We start from the raw sequence: 23,025 nt of genomic DNA on the forward strand, positions 1-23,025 counted from the left end.
AATGACAATCCGGGTGTTGGCGACCCCCGCTCGGGCTACGCCCTCACGGCGCTCGCCAACACCCGGATCAAGTGGCCTGGTTTTACTCCGCCTAATGGACGACTTTTACTCCGCCGTTGACAGATACAGGCCTCACTGTTATCGCCGTGGGCGGTTTCTCGCTGTCCCGGGGCCTGACCCTTGAAGGCCTGACGGTCTCCTACTTCCTTCGAAACTCCATGATGTATGACACGCTCATGCAGATGGGCCGGTGGTTCGGATACCGGACAAACTACGAAGATCTCTGCCGGATATGGATGCCTGAAGAGGCATCCTCGTGGTATGCGCACATCGCGGAAGCGACTGACGAGTTGCTTCGCGAACTCAAGCGCATGGAGCAAAGTAACGCGACACCCGAGGAGTTTGGTCTGGCGGTGCGCAGTCACCCCAGCGCGCTCATGGTGACCGCCCGAAACAAGATGGGCTCGGGTGAAAAGCACCTGCTCGTCGGGCTTTCGAACAACTTCATCGAGACTACGAAACTTGGCAATGACGAGGGCATAAGACGCAGAAATCGCGAAGCCCAAACCCGGCTTATCGAGGCGCTGCGCAGGATCGGAAAGGACCAGGGTTCAGCGGAGGAAGTTTCAGGAGGATACCTGCTCAGGCATGTTCCGGTGGAGTTGGTCGATAGCTTCCTGCGGGATTTCGACAACGTCCGCGAGTCTATCCTCACCGATACGCGGCCTGTGCGGGATTACATCCGGAAGCGGTCGGCAGATGAGCTTGCCGAATGGGATTTGCTTGTAGTCTCTACGAGCCAAAGTCCTGAGCCAGTTCAGGATATTGAAGGCTGGCAAATCAAACCCGTGCGGCGAAAGATCGGGGGGAGCTCTCTTGAAGAAAACGGACTTCTCGCGATCAGCGACAAGAAGGCTCGTTTGGCGTCACGTGGCGTGGAGAGAACCGGCCTCACCGACCAGCAAAGAGAAAAGGCTGAGCAGGACTACCAAGCATCAAGCGAGGGCAAGGCGAAAAGCAATTTTCCCGATAGAATCTATCGGGAAGTGCGCAAGCGCCCCCTCCTTATACTCTTCAACATTCGTATCACCGACGATGGCCTGACCGAAAAGCAGGCCGCATTGCTACCGACCAAGCCAGTCGTTGGCTGGGGCATTAGCTTCCCTCCTTCGGCAAACGCCGACAAGAAGGTCGAATACATTTTGAATACCACAAAGCTTCAGGAGATGTTCGGCGATCCGGATGACGACGAAGAAACGGAGCTCGAAGATGACTGAGAACCCATGGGGAAACCTTCATACGGGCGGCTCCGAAGCCAAACGGGTCGATAGCAAGGGCAAGCACGATTTCTTCTGGGTCGTGTCCGACAGGAGCGAGCCGGGACTGGTCCTTCGCCTCGATACTGAGACTGAAGCGATCCGCCCGTTGCCGAAGATGAAGAATCTGGACCTCTCGTATCGGGACCTCGAAGGCAGGCAGGGTTTGGTCCTGTTGCTGAAGGATCCCGAGCAGAAAGAACTCTTCGCCAGCCTCTGCCGTGATATCGTTTCAGCCGGTGAACTGGCCGCCGGAAACGCGGACGCGCTTCAAAGGGCTCTGCGCCGCACCTTACGCTGGCACCACCTGCTGCGTGGCGGCCGGTCGGACATTCTTTCACTCGAGGAGCAGCGGGGTCTTGTAGGAGAACTGCACTTCCTCGAAAAACTCATCGATCTGACCGGACCGAGTTCTGCGATCGAAGCATGGCGTGGTCCGCTTGGCTCGGCCAAGGATTTCGAACTTGGCGAATGCCTTGTTGAAGTAAAGGCCCGCCGCGGCGCCGCGAGACCGTATGTGCAAATCTCATCCGAAGATCAGCTTTCCGATGTCGAAAGTGCATCTCTTGTGCTGACAGTCGTGCCCGTAGACGCGGTCATCAAGCCGCACGGCATGACCCTTACCGATCACGTGCAGGCTCTCGAAGACGTCTTCGCGCAAGCCGATCTCGAAACCTATTCGCGATGGGAGGAAACGCTTGCTGCGACCGGCTTCGATTTCGAGGACGACTATTCCGAGCGCAGATGGATAGCTGGCGAACCTGACTTTTACTCGGTCCACGATGATTTCCCCCGAATTACGACGCCCTTGACGCCTGGGGTTTCCGGTGTCCGATACTCGATCGCTCTCGACGCCTGCGCGCCGTTCGAAATATCCTTCGAAGACGTCTCTTCGCTGATCACCGAAAGCCTTGCCGCATGAACGAAATGACGAGCTTCCATCGTGAACTGATTGCTGATGTTCAGGGTGACGCTGACGCGATGGGCCTCATAACCTCCGAAGCGTTCTTGGAGAAAGTCGGCGAGATCCTCGACGAGGCGGGCGAAATCAGCGCTTTCGAGCAGTGCTTCTACGAAGGCACCTATGACAAGAAATCGATCGGGATAAGCGCGTATTGCTGGGATCCTGGGGACGAAGAGGGCGTGCTAAGCATCATCATTTCCGACTTCGTCCGGTCGGAAGAGCCACAGGGCCTGTTGAAGGCCGACATAAATGCTCTGTTGAACAAGCTGATCCAATTCACCAAGGCAGCGCGCGATACGAGCTTCAGTGAGAAGCTCGAGGAAACAAGTTCAGCGTTCGTCTTCGCCGATTTCTTCGTTCGCAACATAAAGAAATTCGGCAAGATCAAGCTCATCCTCGTAACAAACCGGTTGAACAAGGCTCGATCCTGGGACGCTCACAGCCTTGGAACCATTGCCGGAATTCCAACAACCGTATCGATCTGGGATCTCGCCCGCCTAGAGCGCTTCATCAGTTCGGGACAGACACGCGACGACCTCGTCGTAAATTTCGCCGATGATTTCGGCGAGCCGATTTCCGTCCTGAAGGCGTCCTTTGATGGAGCCCCTCTCGAGAGCTACATCGCCGTCGTGCCCGGATCGCAACTGGCCGATATCTACGATAAATGGGGAGCAAGGCTTCTCGAAGCGAACGTTCGCAGTTTTCTTCAGGCCAGGAACAAAGTGAACCGTGGGATCCGGGACACGATCAAGGACGATCCCTCCATGTTCTTCTCCTACAACAACGGTCTCACGGCGACCGCCGAGAGCGTCGAGGTAGTCCAGATGGAAGATGGGCTGTTCCTGATGTCAGCCGAAAACTTCCAGATCGTGAACGGGGGCCAGACGACCGCTTCCATACACGCGGCGAAGAAGCTGTCTCCAGCTCAGCTAAAGAACGTCTTCGTGCAGATGAAGCTGACAGTCGTCCCGAAAGCGAGTGTCGAGGAGATCGTCCCAAACATCTCGCTCTATGCAAACAGCCAGAACAAGGTGAATGCGGCCGACTTCTCTTCCAACCAGCCCTTCCATGTTCAGATAGAGGAATTTTCCCGCCGCGTGCTGGCTCCGTCCGGAGAAGACGAATACCGGGAAACGAAGTGGTTCTACGAGCGGGCGCGTGGGCAGTATGCGGACGAATACGGCAAGCGCAGCGTGGCAGAAAAGCGCAAGTTCAAGGCTGAGTTCCCGCGAAGCCAGTTCATCACCAAGACCGATCTGGCAAAATTCGAGAATTCCTATCGATGCAAGCCGCATGTTGTCAGCCTTGGCGCACAGAAGAACTTCGGCAACTTTGCCAGCGCAATCGGAAAGGAGTGGAAGAAGAACGAAAGTGAGTTCGACGAAACCTGGTTCAAGCGACTCGTCGCCAAGGCAATCATCTTCAGGACCCTCGAAAAGCTGGTGCCGGCCCAAGACTGGTATGAGGGGGGCTATCGCGCCAACATCGTGACCTATGCGTTCGCCAAGCTTGTTCATGATGCGGAGCAACAAGGAAAGGTGCCTGATCTTGACCGGATCTGGAAACTTCAGCGCGTCCCGGCCGCTCTCGAAGAGGCATTGAAAGTTACCGCCAAGGCAGCGAATGAGCAGATCACGAACCCGCCTGACGGCGTCCGGAACTTCAGCGAGTGGGCCAAGAAGCAGGCCTGCTGGGAGCAGCTAAGCAGACGCGATCTGGAATATCCGGCGAACTTTGGTGATGTTCTCGTGAGTCCTCAGGAAGCGAAGGCGGCCAAGGATAGTGACCGCAAGGACCGCAATGCGATGAGCGGTGCAGAAGCGATGACCGAAGTGATGCAGCAAGGGGGGGAATACTGGAGCCAGATGCTCAATTTCGGCCTGCACATGGGAAAAATCTCTCCGAAGGAGAAAGGTATCCTTACCGTCTGCTCACAGATTCCGCACAAACTGCCCTCCGAAAAACAGGCGGTCATCGCGATCGAAGTGGCTAATCGGCTCGAGCAATTCTACTGAGCCGCAACTCGAGCTTTCGCCGTCTCAGCCCGTCCCAGGGCACAATCATCAAGGACCTGCCACAGCACGGCGGCTATCTGTCGGGCTAGCAGAGGCGGAACCGCGTTTCCGACCTGGACATACTGCTGCGTCCGGTTTCCTTCGAAGAAATAGTTATCGGGGAAGGTCTGCAGCCTCGCCGCCTCCCGAACCGTCAGGCTGCGACACTGGGCAGGATCCGGATGGATGAAGTAGTGCCCGTCCTTCGAGATGTGGCTCGTTATCGTGGTTGAAGGATGCTCCCAGAGCTGCACCCGGAAACGGTCGGCAAACTTCCCACTGTTCCAGCTCTTGTGATCAGGAGCCAATGCAGGAGGAAAGTCCTTCGCTTTCGGAGTCCGGCCTGTGACCTCGGCGAACGTCGCGACAAATGCGTAGCGAGCGAGGTCGCTGGGCATGTGACCTCTTGTCTCGTGGTTTGGCAGGCCCTCGAGATTGCCATCCTGCAGCCAAGCAGCAATCACGTTGCTTGCGATTGGGGTAGCCTGCGTCCCCTTTCTGCCCATCACCTTGTCGACTGAGAGGATCTCGTCGCGATATCCTATGAGCCGGTTTTGCACTTCACCCATTTCGGACTGACCTTCGAGTGCGTCGGCTGCTTCCGAAAAAGCTGTAGCCACGTGTGCTTGCCAGCGGTCGCCGTCGTCGCCTCCGCGGCTCAATCCGCTTCGCAGGCGCTCCATCCCCCCCAAGACATCAGCCACTGTCACCGTTCTGCTAACAGGCTCAAGGCGCGGGAAGTTGTCTATCCCATCCACCGCGTCAGCGCGGACGCCCATCAGGATCACGCGATGTCGCTTCTGCGGGATTCCAAACTTCTCGGCATAAATGATGTTGCCGCGCAAACCACCGTCGGGATGACTCACCAAAGGTATCAATCGATACCTGTCGGTCTCGCCTCCGATGGACCGCAGGTCAGCGATGATCCGATCAATCATGCTTTCCCCATCGACTGTGGCTGAGAGCATGCCCTTCACGTTCTCCATCACGAAAGCAGCCGGCTCGAGCCGTTCGATTATCCGGATGTATTCCTTGTAGAGGAAATGCCGATGATCTTCGGAAGCAACATATTCCGAATTGCCCCTGTTTCGAGCTCGGCCCACCAGCGAGTATGCCTGACAAGGAGGCCCGCCGATGAGCACAGTTTCGCCTTCGGATTTGAGGAGATCGAGGATAGGGTCCAGTTCGGCTCGGGCCTCGTCAGATCCGAGTTCCAGCATGCGCGTCTCGTCGGCAGCGGCTTGCCACTGCTTTGGATACGCCGCCACGAGGGCGTCTCTGGAAGTATTGCCGGCGAGGAAACGGTAGTATTCCGACGGCAACGTCGCGAATTGTCGCGAGAAAGCTCTCAAGCGTAGCGTTGCGAACGCCGACTTCTCCTTCTCTACCGAAAGGGCGATATCGAATGGCGACGAGCCATCATTTGCAATGAATGATGAGAAGCCTTCTGCGAGCCCGCCAGGCCCCGCAAAGACGTCTACTACCTTGAAACCAGAACCCAATTGCAGTCTTCCCTTCATCAGCCGTCTTACCAGGAAGGCTCGGATAATCCAGGATCAATTCACATGGTCGACGTCGTAAATCCAGAAACCCGTTCGCGAATGATGAGCGGCATTCGTGGCGCGAACACGAAACCGGAATTGAAAGTTCGACGAAGATTGCATGCTGCTGGTTTTCGCTACGGGCTGCATCGCAAGGATCTGCCGGGCAGACCGGACCTCGTCATGCCGCGCTACGATGCGGTTATTTTCGTCCACGGCTGCTACTGGCACAGGCACCCGGGCTGCCGTTTAGCGTCAACGCCATCCACGCGAACCGACTTCTGGACAGCGAAATTCACGGCCAATCAGGAGAGAGACCGGCGCAACATTGCTGATCTTCGTGTGAGGGGGTGGCGGGTTGCAATCGTCTGGGAGTGCGAGGTCAGGACTGCGACCGATGCTGATGAAGCAGTGAGTAAGCTGATCGCATGGCTGCTCTCCGACAGGGACCAGATCGAAATACCACAGGCAGCCAGATCCTGAAGATATCGGACACAGTCGGGCGAGGTTGCTGCTGGATTTCTATCGTCGAGACGATCTTAATTCGACTCTAGCACTGTGCCACAAATTGTGCCACAGATTGTGCTACACGCTTCGTCCGGGAGCGTGGAAATGGCTGTTTTCTGCGAACGCTTAGAAGCGGTCGAAAATTAGTCGGGAATCCTCTCTCCCCGACCACTTTCTTCTTCAAATATAGGCGCTTCGTGCGTCAGTCCGCCGGGGCGGGCGCCTGCGAGAGGCGCGTCATCAGGATCGCGGCGCGCTTGATCTGGCGCGGGAAGCTGGCGAGGTCGACGCGTTCTTCGGGCGTGTGGTCTCCGCTGCTGCTCGGCCCCAGCCCCGCCAGACCATCGACGTATTTCGCCACGAAGCTGATGTCGCCCGCACCGCGCTTGAGCGGATCGAGCGCCGGCATGGCATCGAGCCCGAGATCGGCATTGACCGCATTCAACCGATCCAGCAGCGCCTGATTGCCCGGCGTGGGGCTCATCGGGGGATAGCCGTCCTTGAACGTGATGGTTGCGTCCGTCTTCGGCAGATGGCGCGCGACGATCGCCTTCATCTTCGCTTCGGTCCGGTCGACCTGATCCTGCGTCAGCCCCCGATAGTCGCCGCGGGCGATCGCGATGGGGGGAACGATGTTGGTCTTGCCGGTCGCATGGACTTCGGCATCGTCGTCGCTCAACTCGGTGGTCGCGCCGCCGCCGATCAGACCGATGTTGAACGTGAGATTCGCTTCGGGCAGCTCAGTGCGGAACGCATCGACGATCCGCGCCATCTCGAAAACCGCGCCGCTGCCGACGCTGTCGGAGAAGATCCCGCTCGAATGGGCGGATCTGCCTGACGTGCGGATCGTATATTCGCGCGATGAACGCCGCGCGACGGAGCCGAAGTCCTGCCCGTCGATGACCACGAGACCCTCGAAATCGAGCGCCACATCGGCTTTGCGAGCGAGGTCCACGAGATCGGCGCGCGCCACGTCGACGGGTTCGCCGGCGGCCTCCTCGTCGCCGGTCAGCGCGACCACGATGTTCGCGCCGTCGAGCGTGCCCGCCGCCTGCATCGCGCGCAGCGCCGCAAGCATCACCACGACTCCGCCCTTGTCGTCCGCCGCACCGGGGCCGTGCAGCATGTCGCCTTCGCGTTTCACCGACTGGAAGGGAGAGCTCGGTTCGAACACCGTATCGAGGTGGCCGATCAGCAGCATCCGCGTGGTGCCGGGCTTACCTGCGTGCGTCGCGATCAAGTGTCCGGCGCGGTTGACCGCGTCCATCGGGATCCAACGGGTCTCGAAGCCCAGTGCCGCGAACTCGGGCAGCAGCATGTCGCGGACTTTCTTTACGCCCTCCACGTTGCGCGTGCCGCTGTTCTGCGCGACGAGCCGCTCGAGCAAGGCGATATCGCGCTCACTCCCGGCATCGGCGGCGCTGACCATTCGTTTTTCGGCAGGCGCGAGTTCGGCGTGAGCAGGTGCGGCGACCAGCAGCAACGGGGCGATAATCAGGGAAAGGCTTCGCATGTCGCTTACGATAGGCCGAAGCGCTTGCCTTGCAAGCACGGCAGCCGTTGCGCGCATATCAGCCGCCGCGCAACAGCTGCACGCCCCAGTCGCGCTCGAACAAATAGAGCAGCAGCCGCGCTGCCTCGCCGCGCTCGCCGGACAGGCCTGCGCCGCCCGAACGTTCCAGCAGCAACCGCGCATCGTCGTGCGCGACAGGAAGCAGGCGCTGGATCTGCTCAAGATCGGCAATCCGAAACGGCGTGTCGCCCGACTGGCGCGTGCCGAGCAGTTCGCCGCCGCCGCGCAGCTCGAGATCTTCCTCGGCGAGGCGAAACCCGTCCTGCGTCTCGCGCATCAAGGCGAGCCGCTGGCGCGCGGTCTCCGACAGCGTATTGCCGCGCAAGAGCAGGCACACCGACTTGCCTTCCCCGCGCCCGACGCGGCCGCGCAATTGGTGGAGCTGGGCGAGGCCGAACCGCTCGGCCTGTTCGATCACGATCAGCGTCGCGTTGGGCACGTCGACACCGACTTCGATCACCGTGGTCGCGACCAGCAGCTTGGCCGCACCGGTCGCGAATCGTTCCATCGCCGCGTCCTTCGCCTCAGGACGAAGCTGTCCGTGGACCAGCACCACGTCGTCCCCGAACCGCTCCTTGAGCGCGGCATAGCGCGCTTCGGCGGCGGCGAGATCGTCGCTCTCGTTGTCGCGCACCATCGGGCAAACCCAATAGGCCTGCGCGCCTGCCTCGAGATGCCGCGCGACTGCCGAGACGACGTCGTCCATCCGTTCGATCGCGACGACTCGCGTGTCGATCGGCTGCCGGCCGGGCGGCAGTTCGTCGAGCCGCGAGACTTCCATCTCGCCATATTGCGCTAAAGTCAGCGTGCGCGGGATCGGCGTTGCCGTCATCGCCAGGGTGTGCGGCGTGCGGCGCCCCTTGCGCGCCAGCATCAAGCGCTGGCCGACGCCGAAGCGGTGCTGTTCGTCGATCACGACCAGCGCCAGATTGCGGTACTCGACCGTGTCCTGGAAGATCGCGTGGGTGCCCACGATGATCTGGATCGAGCCGTCGAGCAGGCCCATCAGCACCGATTCGCGCGCCCGGCCCTTGTCCCGCCCCGTCAGGAGCGCGATCTCGACGCCGGTGCCGCGCGCCATCTTCATCAGTGTCGCATGGTGCTGGCGCGCAAGGATCTCGGTCGGTGCCAGCAGCGCCGCCTGCGCCCCGGCTTCCACCGCGACCAGCATCGCCTGCAGCGCCACGATCGTCTTGCCCGAACCGACATCGCCCTGCAGCAAGCGCAGCATCGGCGCGTCCTGCGCGAGATCGCCTTCGATCTCACCGATAGAGCGCACTTGCGCCCCGGTCAGCGCGAACGGCAGCGCGAGCTTGTCGCGCAAGTGCCCGTCGCCCGTCAGCGGGGTGCCGCGCTGCGCCCGATTGCTCGCGCGCACCAGCATCAGCGCGAGGCTGTTGGCGAGCAGCTCATCGAAGGCGAGCCGATCGAGCGCGGCTTCGCTTTTCTCGCGATGCGCGATCCGCAAGGCGTCGTCCCAGTCGGGCCAGCCGCGCTTCTCGACGAGCGCGGGATCGCTCCACTCGGGCAAGTCGGGAAGCGCCTTGAGGGCTTGCGCGACGAGGCTGGCGATGCGGCCCTGCGTCAATCCCTCGGACAGCGGATAGATCGGCTCGCGCAAATGCCCGAGCGGCGCGGCAGAGTCCTCGGACACATGCTCCGGGTGCACAATCTGCAGCATCTGCCCGTACTGATCGAGCCGCCCCGCGACCCAGCGTCGTTCGCCGACAGGCAGTGCCTTGCGCGCCGAGTAGGAAGCGCGGCCGAAGTAGGTGAGTGCGCAAATGTTGCCTTTGCCGTCTTCGGCGAGGACACGGAACGGGCCCCGGCCCGAGCTCGCGCGGTGTTCGCGGACGGTCAGCGCGATGACGATATTCTCGCCCACGCCTGCCTCGTCGAGGTCGGGCACCGCGCGTCGCTCCACGAAGCGATCGGGCAAGTGATAGGCCACGTCCTTGATCCGCGCGAGCCCGAGACGTTCGAGCGGGCGCTTCAGCTTGGGGCCGACACCTTCGAGGGTTTCGACTTCGGCAAACAGGGAGTGGAGCGCTTCGGGCCGCATGGGCAGGCTCTTAGCTTGCGAATGCCTCGTTTCGCCAGCGTCATCGGAACATCGCCGCAATCCCAACGGTTATGATGGGGCAGAACGATTACATAAATGGAGAAACCGCATGTTGTTACCGCACGGAACCGTCTTTGCCGTCGTCGATGGCGAGAATTTCGAGCTGTTCCGCAACACGGGAATGGAAGCCGATCCGGAACTCAAGCAATTGGAAACGCCTGATCTGGAGGAAACCAACTACAGCTACGGCGCGCGCGATCACGACAAGGTCTCCCGCTTCAACAGCGGCGCACCCAAGGGGCGCTTGGACAAGCTAGAGGAAAGCGCCCACGTCGTCGCCGTCGCGGAGTGGCTGAACAGTCAGGTGCTCAAGCACAAGATCGACAAGCTCGTGGTCGTCGCCGATCCCAAGTCGCTGGGCGAGATGCGCAAGCGCTATCACAAAGAGCTCGAGAACGTGCTCATCGGCGAGCTGCCCAAGACCCTGACCGGCCATTCCCCGGCCGAAATCGTCAAGGCGCTTCATAGCTGACGAAGACTGCGGGCGACTTTCCAAGCTTTCGGACTGGTCCGAAGCACATCTTGCCCGCGCCGCTCCGAACGGGTAGCGGCGCGGGCATGTCCGAACTTTCGCCCCGTCTCGCCCGCATGCGCTTTCGCGCCTGGCATCGCGGCACGCGCGAAGCGGACTACATGATCGGCTGCTACTTCGATCGCTTTCACGGCGAGTGGGACGAAGCCGCGATCGCCTGGTTCGAGGATCTGCTCGAGGAAGATGACGTCGACGTCATGGCCTGGGCCTTGCAAACCGATCCCGTGCCCGAACGGTTCGCGGGCGAACTGATGGTGCGCATGCAGCAATTGGACTACGTCGACATCCCACGGTGAATGCGCTGGCGTGAGGTCGTTATCGCGGCTTGCCGGTCCGGCCTACCGCCGATCCACCCACCCAGACCGTCACCCTGAACTTGTTTCAGGGTCCATCGCGCCCCGCAGACCGGCGGTCGGTGTGGAGGAATGGATGCTGAAACGAGTTCAGCATGACGGGCGGTGGCGCGCGCCGGTCGCCATTGGCATCCATTCCTTGCTCCGGCTGCGCCGCATGGTCAGCGCATCGCCCTGTCCCTTTCCATAGCGATTGAATTTCTCGGGCAAGCAGCTATCTCGCCCCGTTCCCGTCTCATGCCCGACATTCAACGTATTCTCTCGGCCAAGGCGCCGCTGACGCTGTCCTCCGTCGTGCGCGGGGCGCAGCCGCTCGTCATGGCCGACCTGGCGCGCGCCGCGAAGGGCCGCGCCGTGTTCGTAGCGAATGCCGAAGCGGACATGAGCGCGCTGGCTGAAGCAGCGTCGTTCTTCGCGCCCGAGCTCGATGTTATCGAGTTTCCCGCCTGGGATTGCCTGCCTTACGACCGCGCCAGCCCGGCGCTCTCGGTGAGTGCGCGGCGGCTTTCGGCGCTGCACCGCCTGCAAGCGAAGCGGGACGGGCCGCAGCTTCTGGTCACCACGGTCAATGCCCTGCTCCAGCGCGTGCTTACGCCGTTTCGCATCCGCGAATCGGTGCGGCTGCTCAAGACCGGCATGGAGCTGGGTCACGAAAGCCTGATCGCGCTGCTGCGCCGGCAGGGCTATCAACGCAGCGACACCGCGATCGACGCGGGCGAATTCGCGGTGCGCGGATCGATCTTCGACATCGTGCCTTCCGGTCTAGGCCAGGGCCTCCGCCTCGACTTCTTCGGTGACGAGCTGGAAACGCTGCGGCTGTTCGACACCTCTACGCAACGCTCAACCGGCCCGGTCGACGAGCACTTGCTGCTGCCCGCAAGCGAAGCGCTGATGGACGAAGACACCGTCAAGCGCTTCCGCAGCCGCTACCGCGAGCGGTTCGGCGCCAATGCCACCGGCGATCCGATCTACCAGGCGATCAGCGAAGGGCGGCGCCTCGCGGGGATGGAGCACTGGCTGCCGCTGTTCGAAGAGCGGCTCGATACGCTGTTCGCGCACTTGTCGAGCGACGACCTGATCGTGCTGGAAAGCAACGCCCAGGCGGCGGGCGAAGAGCGGCTGAAGGACATTGCCGACTATCACCGCTCCCGGCTCGACACCTCCGGGCAGCGGGCCGGCTCCTATCGACCGCTCGATGCGGACTCGCTGTACCTCTCGGCCGAAGAGCTCGAGACATGCCTGGCGCAATGGCCCGCGCACCGTGCCGATCCGTTTGCGCAACCCGAAGGCCCCAAGACGATCGACTTCGGCTTCTCGAACGCGCGCGATTTCGCGCCCGAGCGCGCGCGAGGCGACAATGCCTACGAAGCTGCCGCCAAGCACCTCCATGCGGTCACGAAATCGGGCCGCAAGGCGATCCTCGCCGCCTATTCCAAAGGCAGCCGCGCTCGCCTGACGTCGATCCTCGGCGAAGCCATGGCCCCCGAACCGGCCCTGGCCGAAAGCTGGCAGGACGCGCAAGGCAAGGCCTCGAAGTCGCGGCCCGCAGCGCTTGTGCTGCCACTGGAAACCGGCTTCGCCAACGATACGATCGAAGTCCTCGCCGAGCAGGACATTCTTGGCGACCGGCTCGTGCGTCGCAAGAAGAAGCGCAAGGATTCGGACGCCTTCCTGGCCGAATTGGCGGCGCTCACACCCGGCGATCTCATCGTCCACATGGATCATGGCATCGGCCGGTACGAAGGCCTGCAGTCGATCCCCGTCGGCAAGAGCCCGCACGATTGCGTGATGCTCGAATATTCGGGCGGCGACAAACTCTACATCCCGGTCGAGAACCTCGACGTGCTTTCGCGCTACGGCTCGGAAAGCGAAGGCGTCGCGCTGGACAAGCTCGGCGGTGAAGCCTGGCAAAGGCGCCGCGCGCGCCTCAAGGAGCGCATCCGCGAGATCGCGGGCGAGCTGATGAAGACCGCCGCCGAACGGGCCTTGCGCGAAGCAGTCGTCCTCCAGCCCGACAGTTCGAGCTACGATCAGTTCGCCGACCGCTTTCCCTGGCAGGAAACCGACGACCAGGAAGCCGCGATCGAAGATGTGTTGGGCGACCTTGCCGAAGGCAAGCCGATGGACCGTCTGGTCTGCGGCGATGTCGGCTTCGGAAAGACCGAAGTCGCACTACGCGCCGCCTTCGTCGCGGCCATGGCAGGCCAGCAAGTCGCCGTCGTCGCACCGACCACGCTGCTCGCCCGTCAGCACTACACCGGTTTTTCCGAGCGCTTCGCAGGTTTCCCGCTCGAAGTCGGACGGCTCTCGCGGCTCGTCCCCGACAAGGAAGCCAAAGCGACACGCGATGGATTGGCGGCGGGGACCGTTGACGTCGTCATCGGCACGCACGCTCTGCTCTCGAAGTCGGTCTCGTTCAAGCGGCTCGGTCTCGTCATCGTCGATGAGGAGCAGCGCTTCGGCGTCAATCACAAGGAGAAGCTCAAGCAGCTGCGGACCGACGTCCACATGCTCACGCTCACCGCGACGCCGATCCCGCGCACCTTGCAGATGGCGATGTCGGGCCTGCGCGAGCTGTCCACCATCCAGACCCCGCCGGTCGATCGCCTCGCGGTGCGCACGTACGTGATGGAGTGGGACGACATGGTGATGCGCGAGGCGCTGCTGCGCGAGCACCATCGCGGCGGGCAGAGCTTCATCGTCGTCCCGCGCATTGCCGACATGCCCGAAATCGAGGAATGGCTCGGCAAGCATGTGCCAGAGATCAAGGTCGTCACGGCGCACGGACAAATGGGCGCGGGCGAAGTCGAAGAACGGATGAGCGCCTTTTACGAAGGCAAGTACGAAGTGCTGCTTTCGACCACGATCGTCGAAAGCGGTCTCGACATCCCGCGCGCCAACACCATCATCATCCACCGCGCCGACCGCTTCGGCCTCGCGCAGCTCTACCAGCTTCGCGGGCGCGTCGGCCGATCGAAATTGCGCGCCTACGCTTACCTGACGACGCCGGCGAACACCGGGCTTGCCGAAGTGGCGGAGAAGCGCCTCAAGGTGCTGGGCGATCTCGACAGCCTCGGCGCCGGGTTCCAGCTCGCCAGCCACGACCTCGACATTCGCGGCGCGGGCAACTTGCTGGGCGACGAACAATCCGGCCATATCCGCGAAGTCGGGTTCGAACTCTACCAGTCGATGCTGGAGGATGCGATTCTCGCGGCCAAGGCAGGTGGAGCGGGTCTGGAGAAGGACACGTCGGGGCTGTCCCCGCAGATCACGGTCGATGCGCCGATCATGATCCCAGAGGATTACGTACCCGATCTCGCGGTCCGCATGGCGCTCTATCGCCGCTTGAACGACACCGATAGCCAACAGGAAATCGAAGCGCTTTCGGCAGAAATGATCGACCGCTTCGGACCGCTCCCCGACGCTACGGCCAACCTCATCAAGCTGATCGAAATCAAGCAGCAGGCGATCGAAGCGCACATCGCCAAGATCGACGTCGGCGCGCGCGGTGCGCTGGTCAGCTTCCACGAAGACGCGTTCGCCAATCCCGCAGGGCTGATCGAATACGCGGCCAAGCGCGAAGGGACGATCAAGCTGCGTCCCGACAACAAGTTGCAGGTCAATCGCGCCTGGGGCGATCCCAAGTCGCGCCTCAATGGCCTGTTCCAGCTCACCAAGGGGCTGAGCACGATCGCACGCAAGGTAGGTTCGGCGTAGATCTATCGGTTTGGCCGATGGTGGGTCGGGTTTAGACCGATTCGGTCGGTGCGGCGGGCGCACTTATTAATGCTGAACAATCGAGAGTATCGGTTGAGGCGTGGCTCATGGACGATGAGGCGAGTTTAAACTCGATATACATCAATAGAGCTTCGCTCTCGATCCCCATTACCCTAGGGATTCGACACCCTTTCTCCCACGCCAGGCGCACGTGCTTCTTTTGAGTGAAGCAAATCCGTGGAGCAGAGAAGGCTCACACCAAGAATAGGAGGCCTGATTTGGCCGAGATCCCCGTTGAACGGAAAAAAAGCAACGCCTGGATATGGATTCTGCTCGCTTTCATCCTGGCCGCCCTGCTGCTCTGGTGGGCGGTATCCAGCAGCGACAATGACGACGCGGCTTTGACGCAAGCCGAACCGGCTGCGGCCACCTCCATGGCGCCTTATGACGGCGCGACCGAAAACATGGGTGAGAAGGCGGCAGCTTCCGGCGCGAACGCCGATGCCGATGCGGATGCGCTGACCATCGCCGACATTTTCGCCACCCCCGAGCAGTATATCGGACGGGACGATTTCTCGGCCGAAGTCGATAGTCCCAAGGTTCCGACCGACCGTGGTTTCTGGGTCGAGCAGAAAGGCCGACGGATGTTCGCTTTGATCGTCGATGCGCCGAGCGACGCCTACAAGGACATCAACCCCGGCCAGCGCCTGCGCATTACCAACGGCATGATCCGTGATGCGAGCTCGATCGGCGATCTTCCCGGCAAGCCGCTCGATGCGGATACGCGCAAGATCATCGAGGATCAGCCGGCGTTCCTCGTCGTCGACGAGAAGAACATCGAGATCCTGCAAAGCGCCGCTTGAGCGGGCGCTGACTACGGAAAGGTACAAAGATGGTAGATCAATTTATCGACCTCAAAGAGTTGGACGATTACCAGCTCGAGAACGACAGCCAGGACCTGCGCGGTCGTGCCTTGCGGGCATACGACGGGACGCGGATCGGGACGGTTCAGCGCATGCTGGTCGATCCCGAGAAGTCGAAAGTCGCGGCACTGGTGCTCGAAGACGGTCGCGGCGTTCCGGTCGAGGATATCGAGATTCGCGACGGCGAAGCCTTCATCGATCCGGTTCAGGAATCGCGCTACTTCCAGTCCGAGGCCAAGCGTCACAACGTCGCGCGGGGCCCTGTCACAGTGCGGATGCGGCACAAGCTCTGATGCTTGTTGTGGACCACGGGTCCGTGCGAACGCGCGGCCCCAATGGTAACGATCATGCCTGTTAAGTAGGGGCGGGCAGAGCCCGCCCCTCGCTCATCACAGTCCGTCGACGCTCTTGCTGACGAGAATGTTGACCGCGACGCGGCGGTTCTGGGCCTTGCCTTCGGCCGTGTCATTGGGCGCCATCGGATCGGCTTCGGCCATGCCGGTGGGCGTCAGCATCCGATAGGGCTTCCACCCGCAGGATTGCTGCAGGTAATTGACCACGCGGCCTGCACGCTTCTCGCTCAGCGCCTGGTTCACTTCGTAACTGCCGGTGGAATCCGTGTAACCCACGACCAGCAAGAGCGCATTGTCCGTGCTTTCGGCCTGCGCCGCCGCAGCGCAAAGATCGGCCTTCGCTTCCTCGCTCAAGGCATAGCGGCCAGTGGCGAAGTTGACGTTGGTCGTGCCCTTGATGTTGTACTGATCGATGTCGCCCAGGCGTCCGCGCAGGGACTCGGTCGCTGCGGTCTGCTCCGCGAAGCGCTGGTCGGTGCCGTTGCGGATCATCCGCGCGGTCTTAAGATCCTTGGTCTTGAGTTCGATGCGCTTGGCCACGAGGCCGCCGTCCCACTGCAGCGTCTCGACCGCTACGGGCAGGCCGTTGAGCAAGGACGCCGCCGCATGTTCCTTGCGTCCCAGGCCGAGGAAACCACCGCTCGACTTGACCTCGGTGCTGTCGCTGAGCGCGACGACCGTTTGCGTGCCATCCGCACCCGTCACCTGCATTTTCTCGCCACTGCGGGCGGAAATGATCCCTTCGATTTCGGGACCTTCGGCCATGTCTGCCACGGCGGGCATGGTCTGCTCGCCGTAAACGGTCGCGGCAACGTCGGCCTCGGGTGTCTGCGCGGCGAGACCTCCCGCCAGCGGCAGCGCGGCGGCGGCAAGGATCAGATTGGCCTTGGACAAGGGGGGCATAACACGCATGAAACTCTCCTCAATTTGCAATTCCAGCCGCAATTTCGTCAGCCGGCGACGGACGCGCCCAGCGAAAAAGCTGCTCCCGCGGCCCTTCGATGCGGGCTCGCGGTTCATAAGTGCTGCCACCGGATCCAGGCGACATGTCCGGCATGGGTGTTCAAGCGAACCTTGCGCGCAAATGAACGCGCGCGCCGAAGAGCGCCCTCCCCTTGGCGATCCGGGCAGCGTCTGGGATGAACGGAGTGATTGTGGTGGTGCGAGCCGCGGGTCGAGTGACGACCCCTGCCCTCCAGCCGGGGTCAGGCCTCGGTCGCGACCATCGCTGCGAACGAGGCAGCGCTCATGGGCTCCGCGCGGAGGAAGCCTTGATAATAGGCGCACCCCTCGGCCGCGATGGCATCGCGCTGGTCGTCCCGCTCGATCCCTTCCGCGATGACCTCAAGATCGAGCGCCCGCGCCATCGCGACGATCGCGCGCAGTACCGCGACATCGCGTTTGTCGCGCGTGATCCCCTCGATCATCGAGCGATCGAGCTTGAGATAATGCAGCGGGAGAAGCTTGAGGTAGCGGAAGTTGCAGAACCCGGCGCCGAAGTCGTCGAGCGCGATGCGTATGCCTTGGGCGCAGAATTCGGCCATGGTTTGCGCGGCAAGACCGATGTCGCCGATCAGCGCCTGTTCCGTGATCTCGAGCGTCAGCCGCCGGGGTGGGAATCGGCTTTCGCGCACGAGGTCGGTCATCTGCCGGACATAGGAGCCGAACGCGAGATCGGCCGGCGTGATGTTGAGCGAAAGGCGCACATCGCCGGGCCATTCGCGCGCGGCCTCGAGGGCTTTTGCCGCGATATGGCGCGAGAGCGGCCCGATCTGGTCCGTGCGCGCGGCGATGGCGAAAAGCGAACCGGCGCCGATGCGGCCAAGCTCCGGATGGTTCCAGCGCGCCAGCGCCTCGGCCCCCGTCAACCGATCGTCCGGCAAGCTGAATTGCGGTTGGAAAAGGATTTCGATCTGTCCCCCGTCGATCGCGCCCATCAGGTCGGCCTCGAGCTCGGACGTCGTACTGCCGCGCGGAACCGCCTCCCCTCTTGCCCACACGAGATGCGTGCCCTCGCTGCGCCCGGCTTGCTCAAGCGCGTCACTGAGACGATCGTGCATCGAGGCGAATGTCTCGCCCATCAATGCTCGCACGAGCGCCACGCGCGGCGTCAGCCGCACGATTCCCGCAGATGTGTCCACCGGACGCGCCACCGCGTCCGCAAGCTGTTCCGCCAGCAAGTGCCACCGTTCGCGGCTGCAGGCCTCGTGCGCCGCGAGTAGGAAGCTTCCTCCCGCCACGCGCGCCACGAATGTCGGGGCATCGATATCGTCCTGCGCGAAATGGACGATCCGCGCCGCGATTTCCCCGAGGACGCCATCGCCGGCGTCGGCGCCATAGGCACGGTTCACCGTGTCGAAACGCCGCAAGCTGATGAGCATCGCATGGACATGGGGTTCGCGCGTTCCGGCCGTGGCCCCTTGGCCCCACTCGTCGAACCGCTGCCGGGCGCTGTCGAGCGCCGTCAGCCCGGTCATCCGCTCTTCCAGCTTGCTCGTGATCGTATCGATGGTCGCACGCATTCCTGGCCTGTATAGCATGGGCCTTGCCAAAGCGTTCAAAATTGTCGAGCCCTTCGCTGACAAGACGATCCGGGGGATGTCCATGGCAGGCGATCTGAAACTGGCACTGGTCGTGTCGGACAGCCGCAAGGCGCAGGAGGGCGCGACCGCGCTCAAGGCCAGTCACAGCTGGGTGAAGCCTGCGGACGCCGACGTGCTGGTCGTGGTGGGTGGCGACGGCTTCCTGTTGCATACGTTGCATGAAATGCTGGACTGGGACCGGGTGAAGCCGTGTTACGGGCTGAACCTCGGCACGGTCGGTTTCCTGATGAACGGCCATCATGCGGGTCAGGATATCGGTGCGCTCGTCGCTGCGGCGCACCGCGTCGCGGTCCATCCGCTCGAAATGCACGTGACCACGCAGGACGATCGGGAGTTGTGCTACCATGCGATCAACGAAGTCTCGCTACTGCGCGAAACGCGCCAGACCGCGAAGATCGAGATCCTGATCAACGGCAAAGTCCGGATGGAGGAACTGGCCGGCGACGGCATCCTGGTCGCGACGCCCGCCGGATCGACCGCCTACAACCTTTCGGCCAATGGTCCGATCCTTCCGCTGGGTTCGCGCATGCTGGCGCTGACGCCGATCAGCCCGTTTCGCCCGCGACGCTGGCGCGGTGCGATCATCCCGGAAAGCGCGGAGATCGAATTTCGCATCCATGAGCCGGAAAAACGACCCGTCGCCGCCGTCGCCGACCAAAAGGAAGTGCGCGAGATCAAATCCGTGCGGATTCTCGCATCCGCCGAAAAGGAACTGACCTTGCTGTTCGAACCCGGCTTCAGCCTGGAAGAGCGCATCTTCGCCGAACAATTCCAGGTTTGACGGCGCCGGCCATCCCCATTCGCGCGATTTCGCAACGGCACGGTCTTGCCAAACGTGTCTGCGCTGCTATAGGCCCACCCCTGCCCGGGAAACCGGGCTGCTCCCCGATAGCTCAGCGGTAGAGCATTCGACTGTTAATCGAATGGCCGTAGGTTCGAATCCTACTCGGGGAGCCACTTTCTCCTATTTACGTTCTCAAGTTTTGAGAATTGCGGAGACTTCGCAGCCGGATCCAACGCCTGCGCCCCATCCCAGTAGGAACAGCCCCCGCCAAGACAGGGCAATTTGCGATGCTATGCTGGCCGCGCAGCCCGCGAAGCTGTGCAATGGCACGGACCTCACGTTGAGGTCTGAAGCGGACCTGGGCTTCGCTCACTACGGGCGATCGGCCGTGCCGCCGATCTCTTCATTCTGTGGCCGATAGCGACCGTCACGAGCAGCAGGAGCGCTGCCAGCGTCGTCCAAATTCCGGCTGTCTCCAGTGGAAGGGGTTTCCAGAACATGGCAATTTCGCTGCGGCCCGCAGGCAACTCGACTTCGGCGAGGCCGGTCAGGCGTTCGGCCCGGACAGGCACTGCCACGCCGCCGATCTCCACCGCCCAGCTCGGGAACTGAAAGATCGGCAGCGTGACCGGGCCCGCATCCGTTGCATCGACACGAAAGCGGATCGCTCCGCCACTGCGACCGATCCGGGAGCAAGTGAGGTTCCGGGCCGCGCAGTGCGCCGGCCAGTCGAAGTCGTCGCTGCGATAACCGCGTTCCGCAGCGGCGGCGGTGCGATATTCATCGAGGCCGGGGTACGGCGACAAGGTGCCGAGATGGGGCGTGAGCGATTCGCCGTCCACCAGTGCGCTCTTTGCCACAAGGGCAGCCCCCATGGTGAGGGATGCGATGGCCGTCAGGCCCAAGACCAGCGATGACGACGATCGCCACCGTCCGATGCGCGCCCATGCGCAAACCAAGAGGAAGGGAGCCACCGGTTCGAGCAGCGTGACGAAACGATGCGGGAACTGCACGTTGCGCAGCGGGGTGTCGATCATCCACAAGGGATAGGACAGCTCGGTCGACAGGAAGATCGTGACGGCGACGATCGCCAAGGTGGGCGCGAACCACGGCGGAAGCGTCGATGCTTCCTTCTTTCGCCAAACGATCCAGAGGCCCGTACCGCAGAGCGCGAAAGAGACCAGCGATATGGGCCACTGGAAGCCGAACCAGCGAATGCCGTGAGCCGCAGCGCTCAGAACGGGCAAGCTGAAGGCATCGTAAGGCGTATAATTCTCGCGCCATACCCCCGCTTCGATAAGACTGAGCGACCCGAAGGCCGGAAGGAGGTACCATGCCGAAAGCGCCAGCCCGCCGAGAATCGTGGCAGCCGGGCGCCAAACGGCCGAACTTCGCCAGCAGGCGACAGGCGCGCGCAGGACTACAGGCAGGCCGGTCGCGCCGATCATGATCACCGCCATCAACCCGGTGACCGTGTGGGTGCAGATCACGAGTGAGAGCGCGCCGATCGCCACAGGATCGACCACCCGCCCGTCGAACGCCTTGGGCCTCATCAATGCCCAGTAAAGCACCGCGAGAGGCCCACCCGCGCTGGCCCAGGGATAGCCGTTGAAGCCGTTGTGCAAGAGTACGAGATTGGGCGCGAACACCGCCAGTGGCACCGCGAGCAGGCTGAGCCGTCCATACCCCCAGTCAGCGCACAGCCTCCAGGTGAACCAGCCCAGAAGAGCGCCAGCGCCGATCTCGACCCATTGCATTGCCTGCCAGACCGAACCCGTCAGCAGGTGCAGTGCCCAGACGGCGTAGTAGTAGAGCGGCGCATAATACATCAGGCCGGGCTCTCCGAGCCCTTCGTGGGCTTGGAAAGCCCAGTGCGGCCGCCACTCGCCCGCGCCGATCGCCGCGACGTATTCGCGGGCGTAATTGTAATGCACCCAGAAATCGAGATTCGGACTCGCACGAAGAAGAACGAGATCGGGAACCTGGCTTATGAAGGCGCAGAACAAGGCGAAAGCCAATGCCAACCAGCCAGTATTACCGCTCGAAATGCTCGGATGGCTTAAGTCAGCATGGCGCCCAGGATTTCGCATCGTACTGGCAATCCACTCTGCCACAAAAGTTCGATGCGTTTTTTAGGCACGAAAGCTTGCGAAGCGTTTAAGGCCATGCCTTTGATCGGAGTATTTGCGCGCGCACCGGAAACTTGGGAAACACGCCCTCCATCCCAAGGACGATCTTTGGCTAAGGGCGCGGCCAATGGAAGGTGGTGTCGCGACAGTCGATCCGGATCCATTGCTGACCGCCGCGCATGGCGGTTCCGTCATCCGGGGCGCACCGGCCGCGCAGGAAATTTTCCGGGTCATCCGGATCGCACATGCGCAGCGGATCGCCCTGCCCGCGTTCTTCGATGCACCGGCTTTTCGGGATCCATGCTTCCCAGCGCGACAATCCGTATTCGCGCGTGAAATAGAACCGCTCGATCGCGTTGTTGCTTTGCGACAGGTCGTGGTGCGCGTGATGTTCCGAGACGATCGTCGTGAGAGTCTTGCCGCTTTCGAAGCTGACCGTATGCGGCGCCTCCCAATACGCGACGATCTGCTTGCCGCCGACCCGGCTCATGCGTTCGCCGCTCGGGCACGCAGCCCGCGCATCGATCCGTTCCACAGTCATGTCCTGCCGCCGGCTTCCCGCTTCGCCAAGCGGACGATTCGGGAACAGCAACCAGCCGTCGTCCGATCCTGCCCCTGAAAGCCGCTGCTCCCCGCATTGCTGATCGTAGGTCGCGATGAACGAAACGTAATTCCCATCTTGCTCGATGATGTCGTAGCCGTCGGACGCCGGATCGAATTCGGCGGCGAGATCATCGCCCATGTGCTTGCTCACGCGCACTCGCCCCTCCGGTGTGGGCACACTCGTCACCGCCTGGTAGCGTGTGCCGCCGTAAGCCTTGTCATAGTCCGTCAGAAGAAAAGGCGGGACTTCCCCGGATTGCAGGTCACGACTTCGCAAACAGCTGGCGGGATCTTCGCCAGTCGTCGCGCCCGCTTCGTCGACGCACACGTTCTGAATGAGAAAGTCGGCGAGCGGCGATCGAGACTTCGCTGCGGGAGCGTCATTGGCACCGCAGGCGCCGAGCAATGCGGCGAACGCCAGAGGCATGCGGATATAGGCCACGCCTTTGTCCATCACCGAGAACTTAGGCTTTTTGGTCGAGCACGTCATCCGATCACGAAGCGGCGCAGATTTTATTCGCGTCGCAGCGGCCTGGTGTCGGCTTGTGAAAGCCAAGAACGCATCGCGCGAAGGGCACAGAGCCTTGCATTCGCCAGCGCCAATTAGAGGTGCCACGGCGGACATCATCGAGGACCGCTCTCTCGAACAACCGGCGAGTCCCGAATCCGAACATCCGGGGCAGCCAAACCAGATTGCGAGGCACGGCCTGCGCTATTAGCCTTGGCCCGTCCCGCAAGCGTTGCCGGTGAAACGAAATGAACAATTCGACGCGAGGCTTTTTCGGTGCCGTTGTCGCGATGCTGATGCTTTCGAACTTCGGTTGGCAAGGTCTGCTGTTGTGCCTGCCGATCCTGCTCGCCGTGCCGATCGTGGCGGATGGGATCGCGCGGCTATCGCGTCGCGGAACCAACACCGCCAGATAAGCGGTTCGAGCCGCTCGATCGCCAGCT

18 protein-coding genes and 1 tRNA gene are annotated in these 23,025 nt (G+C 62.1%); 12 read left to right on the forward strand and 7 right to left on the reverse strand.

Annotated features, from left to right (window positions below; genetic code table 11):
- Nucleotides 1–116: 116 nt before the first annotated feature.
- Genes GQO94_RS10730 through GQO94_RS10740 form a run of 3 tightly spaced genes read left to right on the forward strand, consistent with a single transcriptional unit; the run spans nt 117 to nt 4,295 of the window.
- Complete coding sequence (locus tag GQO94_RS10730) at nt 117–1,277, forward strand: Z1 domain-containing protein (protein WP_156841266.1); 1,161 nt, start codon at nt 117–119, stop codon at nt 1,275–1,277.
- Nucleotides 1,243–2,238: a PD-(D/E)XK motif protein gene (locus tag GQO94_RS10735; protein WP_232332883.1), complete on the forward strand. Its 996-nt coding sequence runs from the start codon at nt 1,243–1,245 to the stop codon at nt 2,236–2,238. The genes GQO94_RS10730 and GQO94_RS10735 overlap by 35 nt, the downstream gene beginning before the upstream one ends.
- Complete coding sequence (locus GQO94_RS10740; protein WP_156841268.1) at nt 2,235–4,295, forward strand: AIPR family protein; 2,061 nt, start codon at nt 2,235–2,237, stop codon at nt 4,293–4,295. The genes GQO94_RS10735 and GQO94_RS10740 overlap by 4 nt, the downstream gene beginning before the upstream one ends.
- Here the strand turns inward: GQO94_RS10740 and GQO94_RS10745 are convergent.
- Entirely contained in the window at nt 4,289–5,854 is a 1,566-nt protein-coding gene (locus GQO94_RS10745) for a DNA cytosine methyltransferase (protein WP_198045920.1), read from the reverse strand. The two genes, GQO94_RS10740 and GQO94_RS10745, sit on opposite strands and share 7 nt — an antisense overlap.
- Before the next feature lie 45 nt (nt 5,855–5,899).
- Here GQO94_RS10745 and GQO94_RS10750 point away from each other — a divergent pair, with 45 nt between their 5' ends.
- Complete coding sequence (locus tag GQO94_RS10750; protein ID WP_156841270.1) at nt 5,900–6,358, forward strand: very short patch repair endonuclease; 459 nt, start codon at nt 5,900–5,902, stop codon at nt 6,356–6,358.
- A 226-nt stretch (nt 6,359–6,584) separates the two neighbouring features.
- On the opposite strand, the gene GQO94_RS10755 is transcribed toward GQO94_RS10750, so the two are convergent.
- Together GQO94_RS10755 and recG are read right to left on the reverse strand one after the other, a co-directional pair.
- Nucleotides 6,585–7,895 carry a M20/M25/M40 family metallo-hydrolase gene (locus GQO94_RS10755; RefSeq protein WP_156841272.1) on the reverse strand — a complete coding sequence of 437 codons (1,311 nt, stop codon included), beginning with the start codon at nt 7,893–7,895 and terminating at the stop codon, nt 6,585–6,587.
- A gap of 58 nt (nt 7,896–7,953) precedes the next feature.
- Nucleotides 7,954–10,017, reverse strand: a complete 2,064-nt coding sequence (recG, locus tag GQO94_RS10760) for an ATP-dependent DNA helicase RecG (protein WP_156841274.1) — start codon at nt 10,015–10,017, stop codon at nt 7,954–7,956.
- Nucleotides 10,018–10,126: 109 nt separating this feature from the next.
- On the opposite strand from recG, the gene GQO94_RS10765 reads away from it, so the two are divergent.
- The 5 genes from GQO94_RS10765 (at nt 10,127) to GQO94_RS10785 (ending at nt 15,895) form a co-directional block, all read left to right on the forward strand.
- Nucleotides 10,127–10,549, forward strand: a complete 423-nt coding sequence (locus GQO94_RS10765) for a baeRF12 domain-containing protein (RefSeq protein WP_156841276.1) — start codon at nt 10,127–10,129, stop codon at nt 10,547–10,549.
- An 86-nt stretch (nt 10,550–10,635) separates the two neighbouring features.
- Complete coding sequence (locus GQO94_RS10770) at nt 10,636–10,905, forward strand: FAD assembly factor SdhE (RefSeq protein ID WP_156841278.1); 270 nt, start codon at nt 10,636–10,638, stop codon at nt 10,903–10,905.
- Between the two features lie 294 nt (nt 10,906–11,199).
- Nucleotides 11,200–14,679 carry a transcription-repair coupling factor gene (gene mfd, locus GQO94_RS10775; RefSeq protein WP_156841280.1) on the forward strand — a complete coding sequence of 1,160 codons (3,480 nt, stop codon included), beginning with the start codon at nt 11,200–11,202 and terminating at the stop codon, nt 14,677–14,679.
- Between the two features lie 278 nt (nt 14,680–14,957).
- Nucleotides 14,958–15,542, forward strand: a complete 585-nt coding sequence (locus GQO94_RS10780; RefSeq protein ID WP_156841282.1) for a hypothetical protein — start codon at nt 14,958–14,960, stop codon at nt 15,540–15,542.
- A 29-nt stretch (nt 15,543–15,571) separates the two neighbouring features.
- Complete coding sequence (locus GQO94_RS10785) at nt 15,572–15,895, forward strand: PRC-barrel domain-containing protein (protein ID WP_156841284.1); 324 nt, start codon at nt 15,572–15,574, stop codon at nt 15,893–15,895.
- Between the two features lie 96 nt (nt 15,896–15,991).
- Here GQO94_RS10785 and GQO94_RS10790 read toward each other — a convergent pair whose 3' ends face one another.
- Together GQO94_RS10790 and GQO94_RS10795 are read right to left on the reverse strand one after the other, a co-directional pair.
- Complete coding sequence (locus GQO94_RS10790; protein ID WP_156841286.1) at nt 15,992–16,867, reverse strand: OmpA family protein; 876 nt, start codon at nt 16,865–16,867, stop codon at nt 15,992–15,994.
- A gap of 293 nt (nt 16,868–17,160) precedes the next feature.
- On the reverse strand, nt 17,161–18,477 hold the full coding sequence (locus GQO94_RS10795; RefSeq protein ID WP_156841288.1) for a GGDEF domain-containing phosphodiesterase: 1,317 nt from the start codon (nt 18,475–18,477) through the stop codon (nt 17,161–17,163).
- 76 nt (nt 18,478–18,553) lie between these two features.
- On the opposite strand from GQO94_RS10795, the gene GQO94_RS10800 reads away from it, so the two are divergent.
- The gene (locus GQO94_RS10800; RefSeq protein ID WP_408636615.1) at nt 18,554–19,339 is read left to right on the forward strand and encodes an NAD kinase; all 786 of its coding nucleotides are present in this window, start codon (nt 18,554–18,556) and stop codon (nt 19,337–19,339) included.
- Between the two features lie 101 nt (nt 19,340–19,440).
- Nucleotides 19,441–19,515, forward strand: a tRNA-Asn gene (locus tag GQO94_RS10805).
- Nucleotides 19,516–19,677: 162 nt separating this feature from the next.
- Here the strand turns inward: GQO94_RS10805 and GQO94_RS10810 are convergent.
- Entirely contained in the window at nt 19,678–21,360 is a 1,683-nt protein-coding gene (locus tag GQO94_RS10810; RefSeq protein ID WP_156841290.1) for a hypothetical protein, read from the reverse strand.
- A gap of 223 nt (nt 21,361–21,583) precedes the next feature.
- The gene (locus tag GQO94_RS10815) at nt 21,584–22,528 is read right to left on the reverse strand and encodes a hypothetical protein (RefSeq protein WP_198045922.1); all 945 of its coding nucleotides are present in this window, start codon (nt 22,526–22,528) and stop codon (nt 21,584–21,586) included.
- 302 nt (nt 22,529–22,830) lie between these two features.
- Between GQO94_RS10815 and GQO94_RS10820 the strand changes: the two genes are divergently transcribed.
- Nucleotides 22,831–22,998, forward strand: a complete 168-nt coding sequence (locus GQO94_RS10820; protein ID WP_156841294.1) for a hypothetical protein — start codon at nt 22,831–22,833, stop codon at nt 22,996–22,998.
- Nucleotides 22,999–23,025 lie beyond the last annotated feature (27 nt).

This window comes from Novosphingobium aquimarinum (genome assembly GCF_009746585.1).
Lineage (GTDB): Bacteria > Pseudomonadota > Alphaproteobacteria > Sphingomonadales > Sphingomonadaceae > Novosphingobium > Novosphingobium aquimarinum.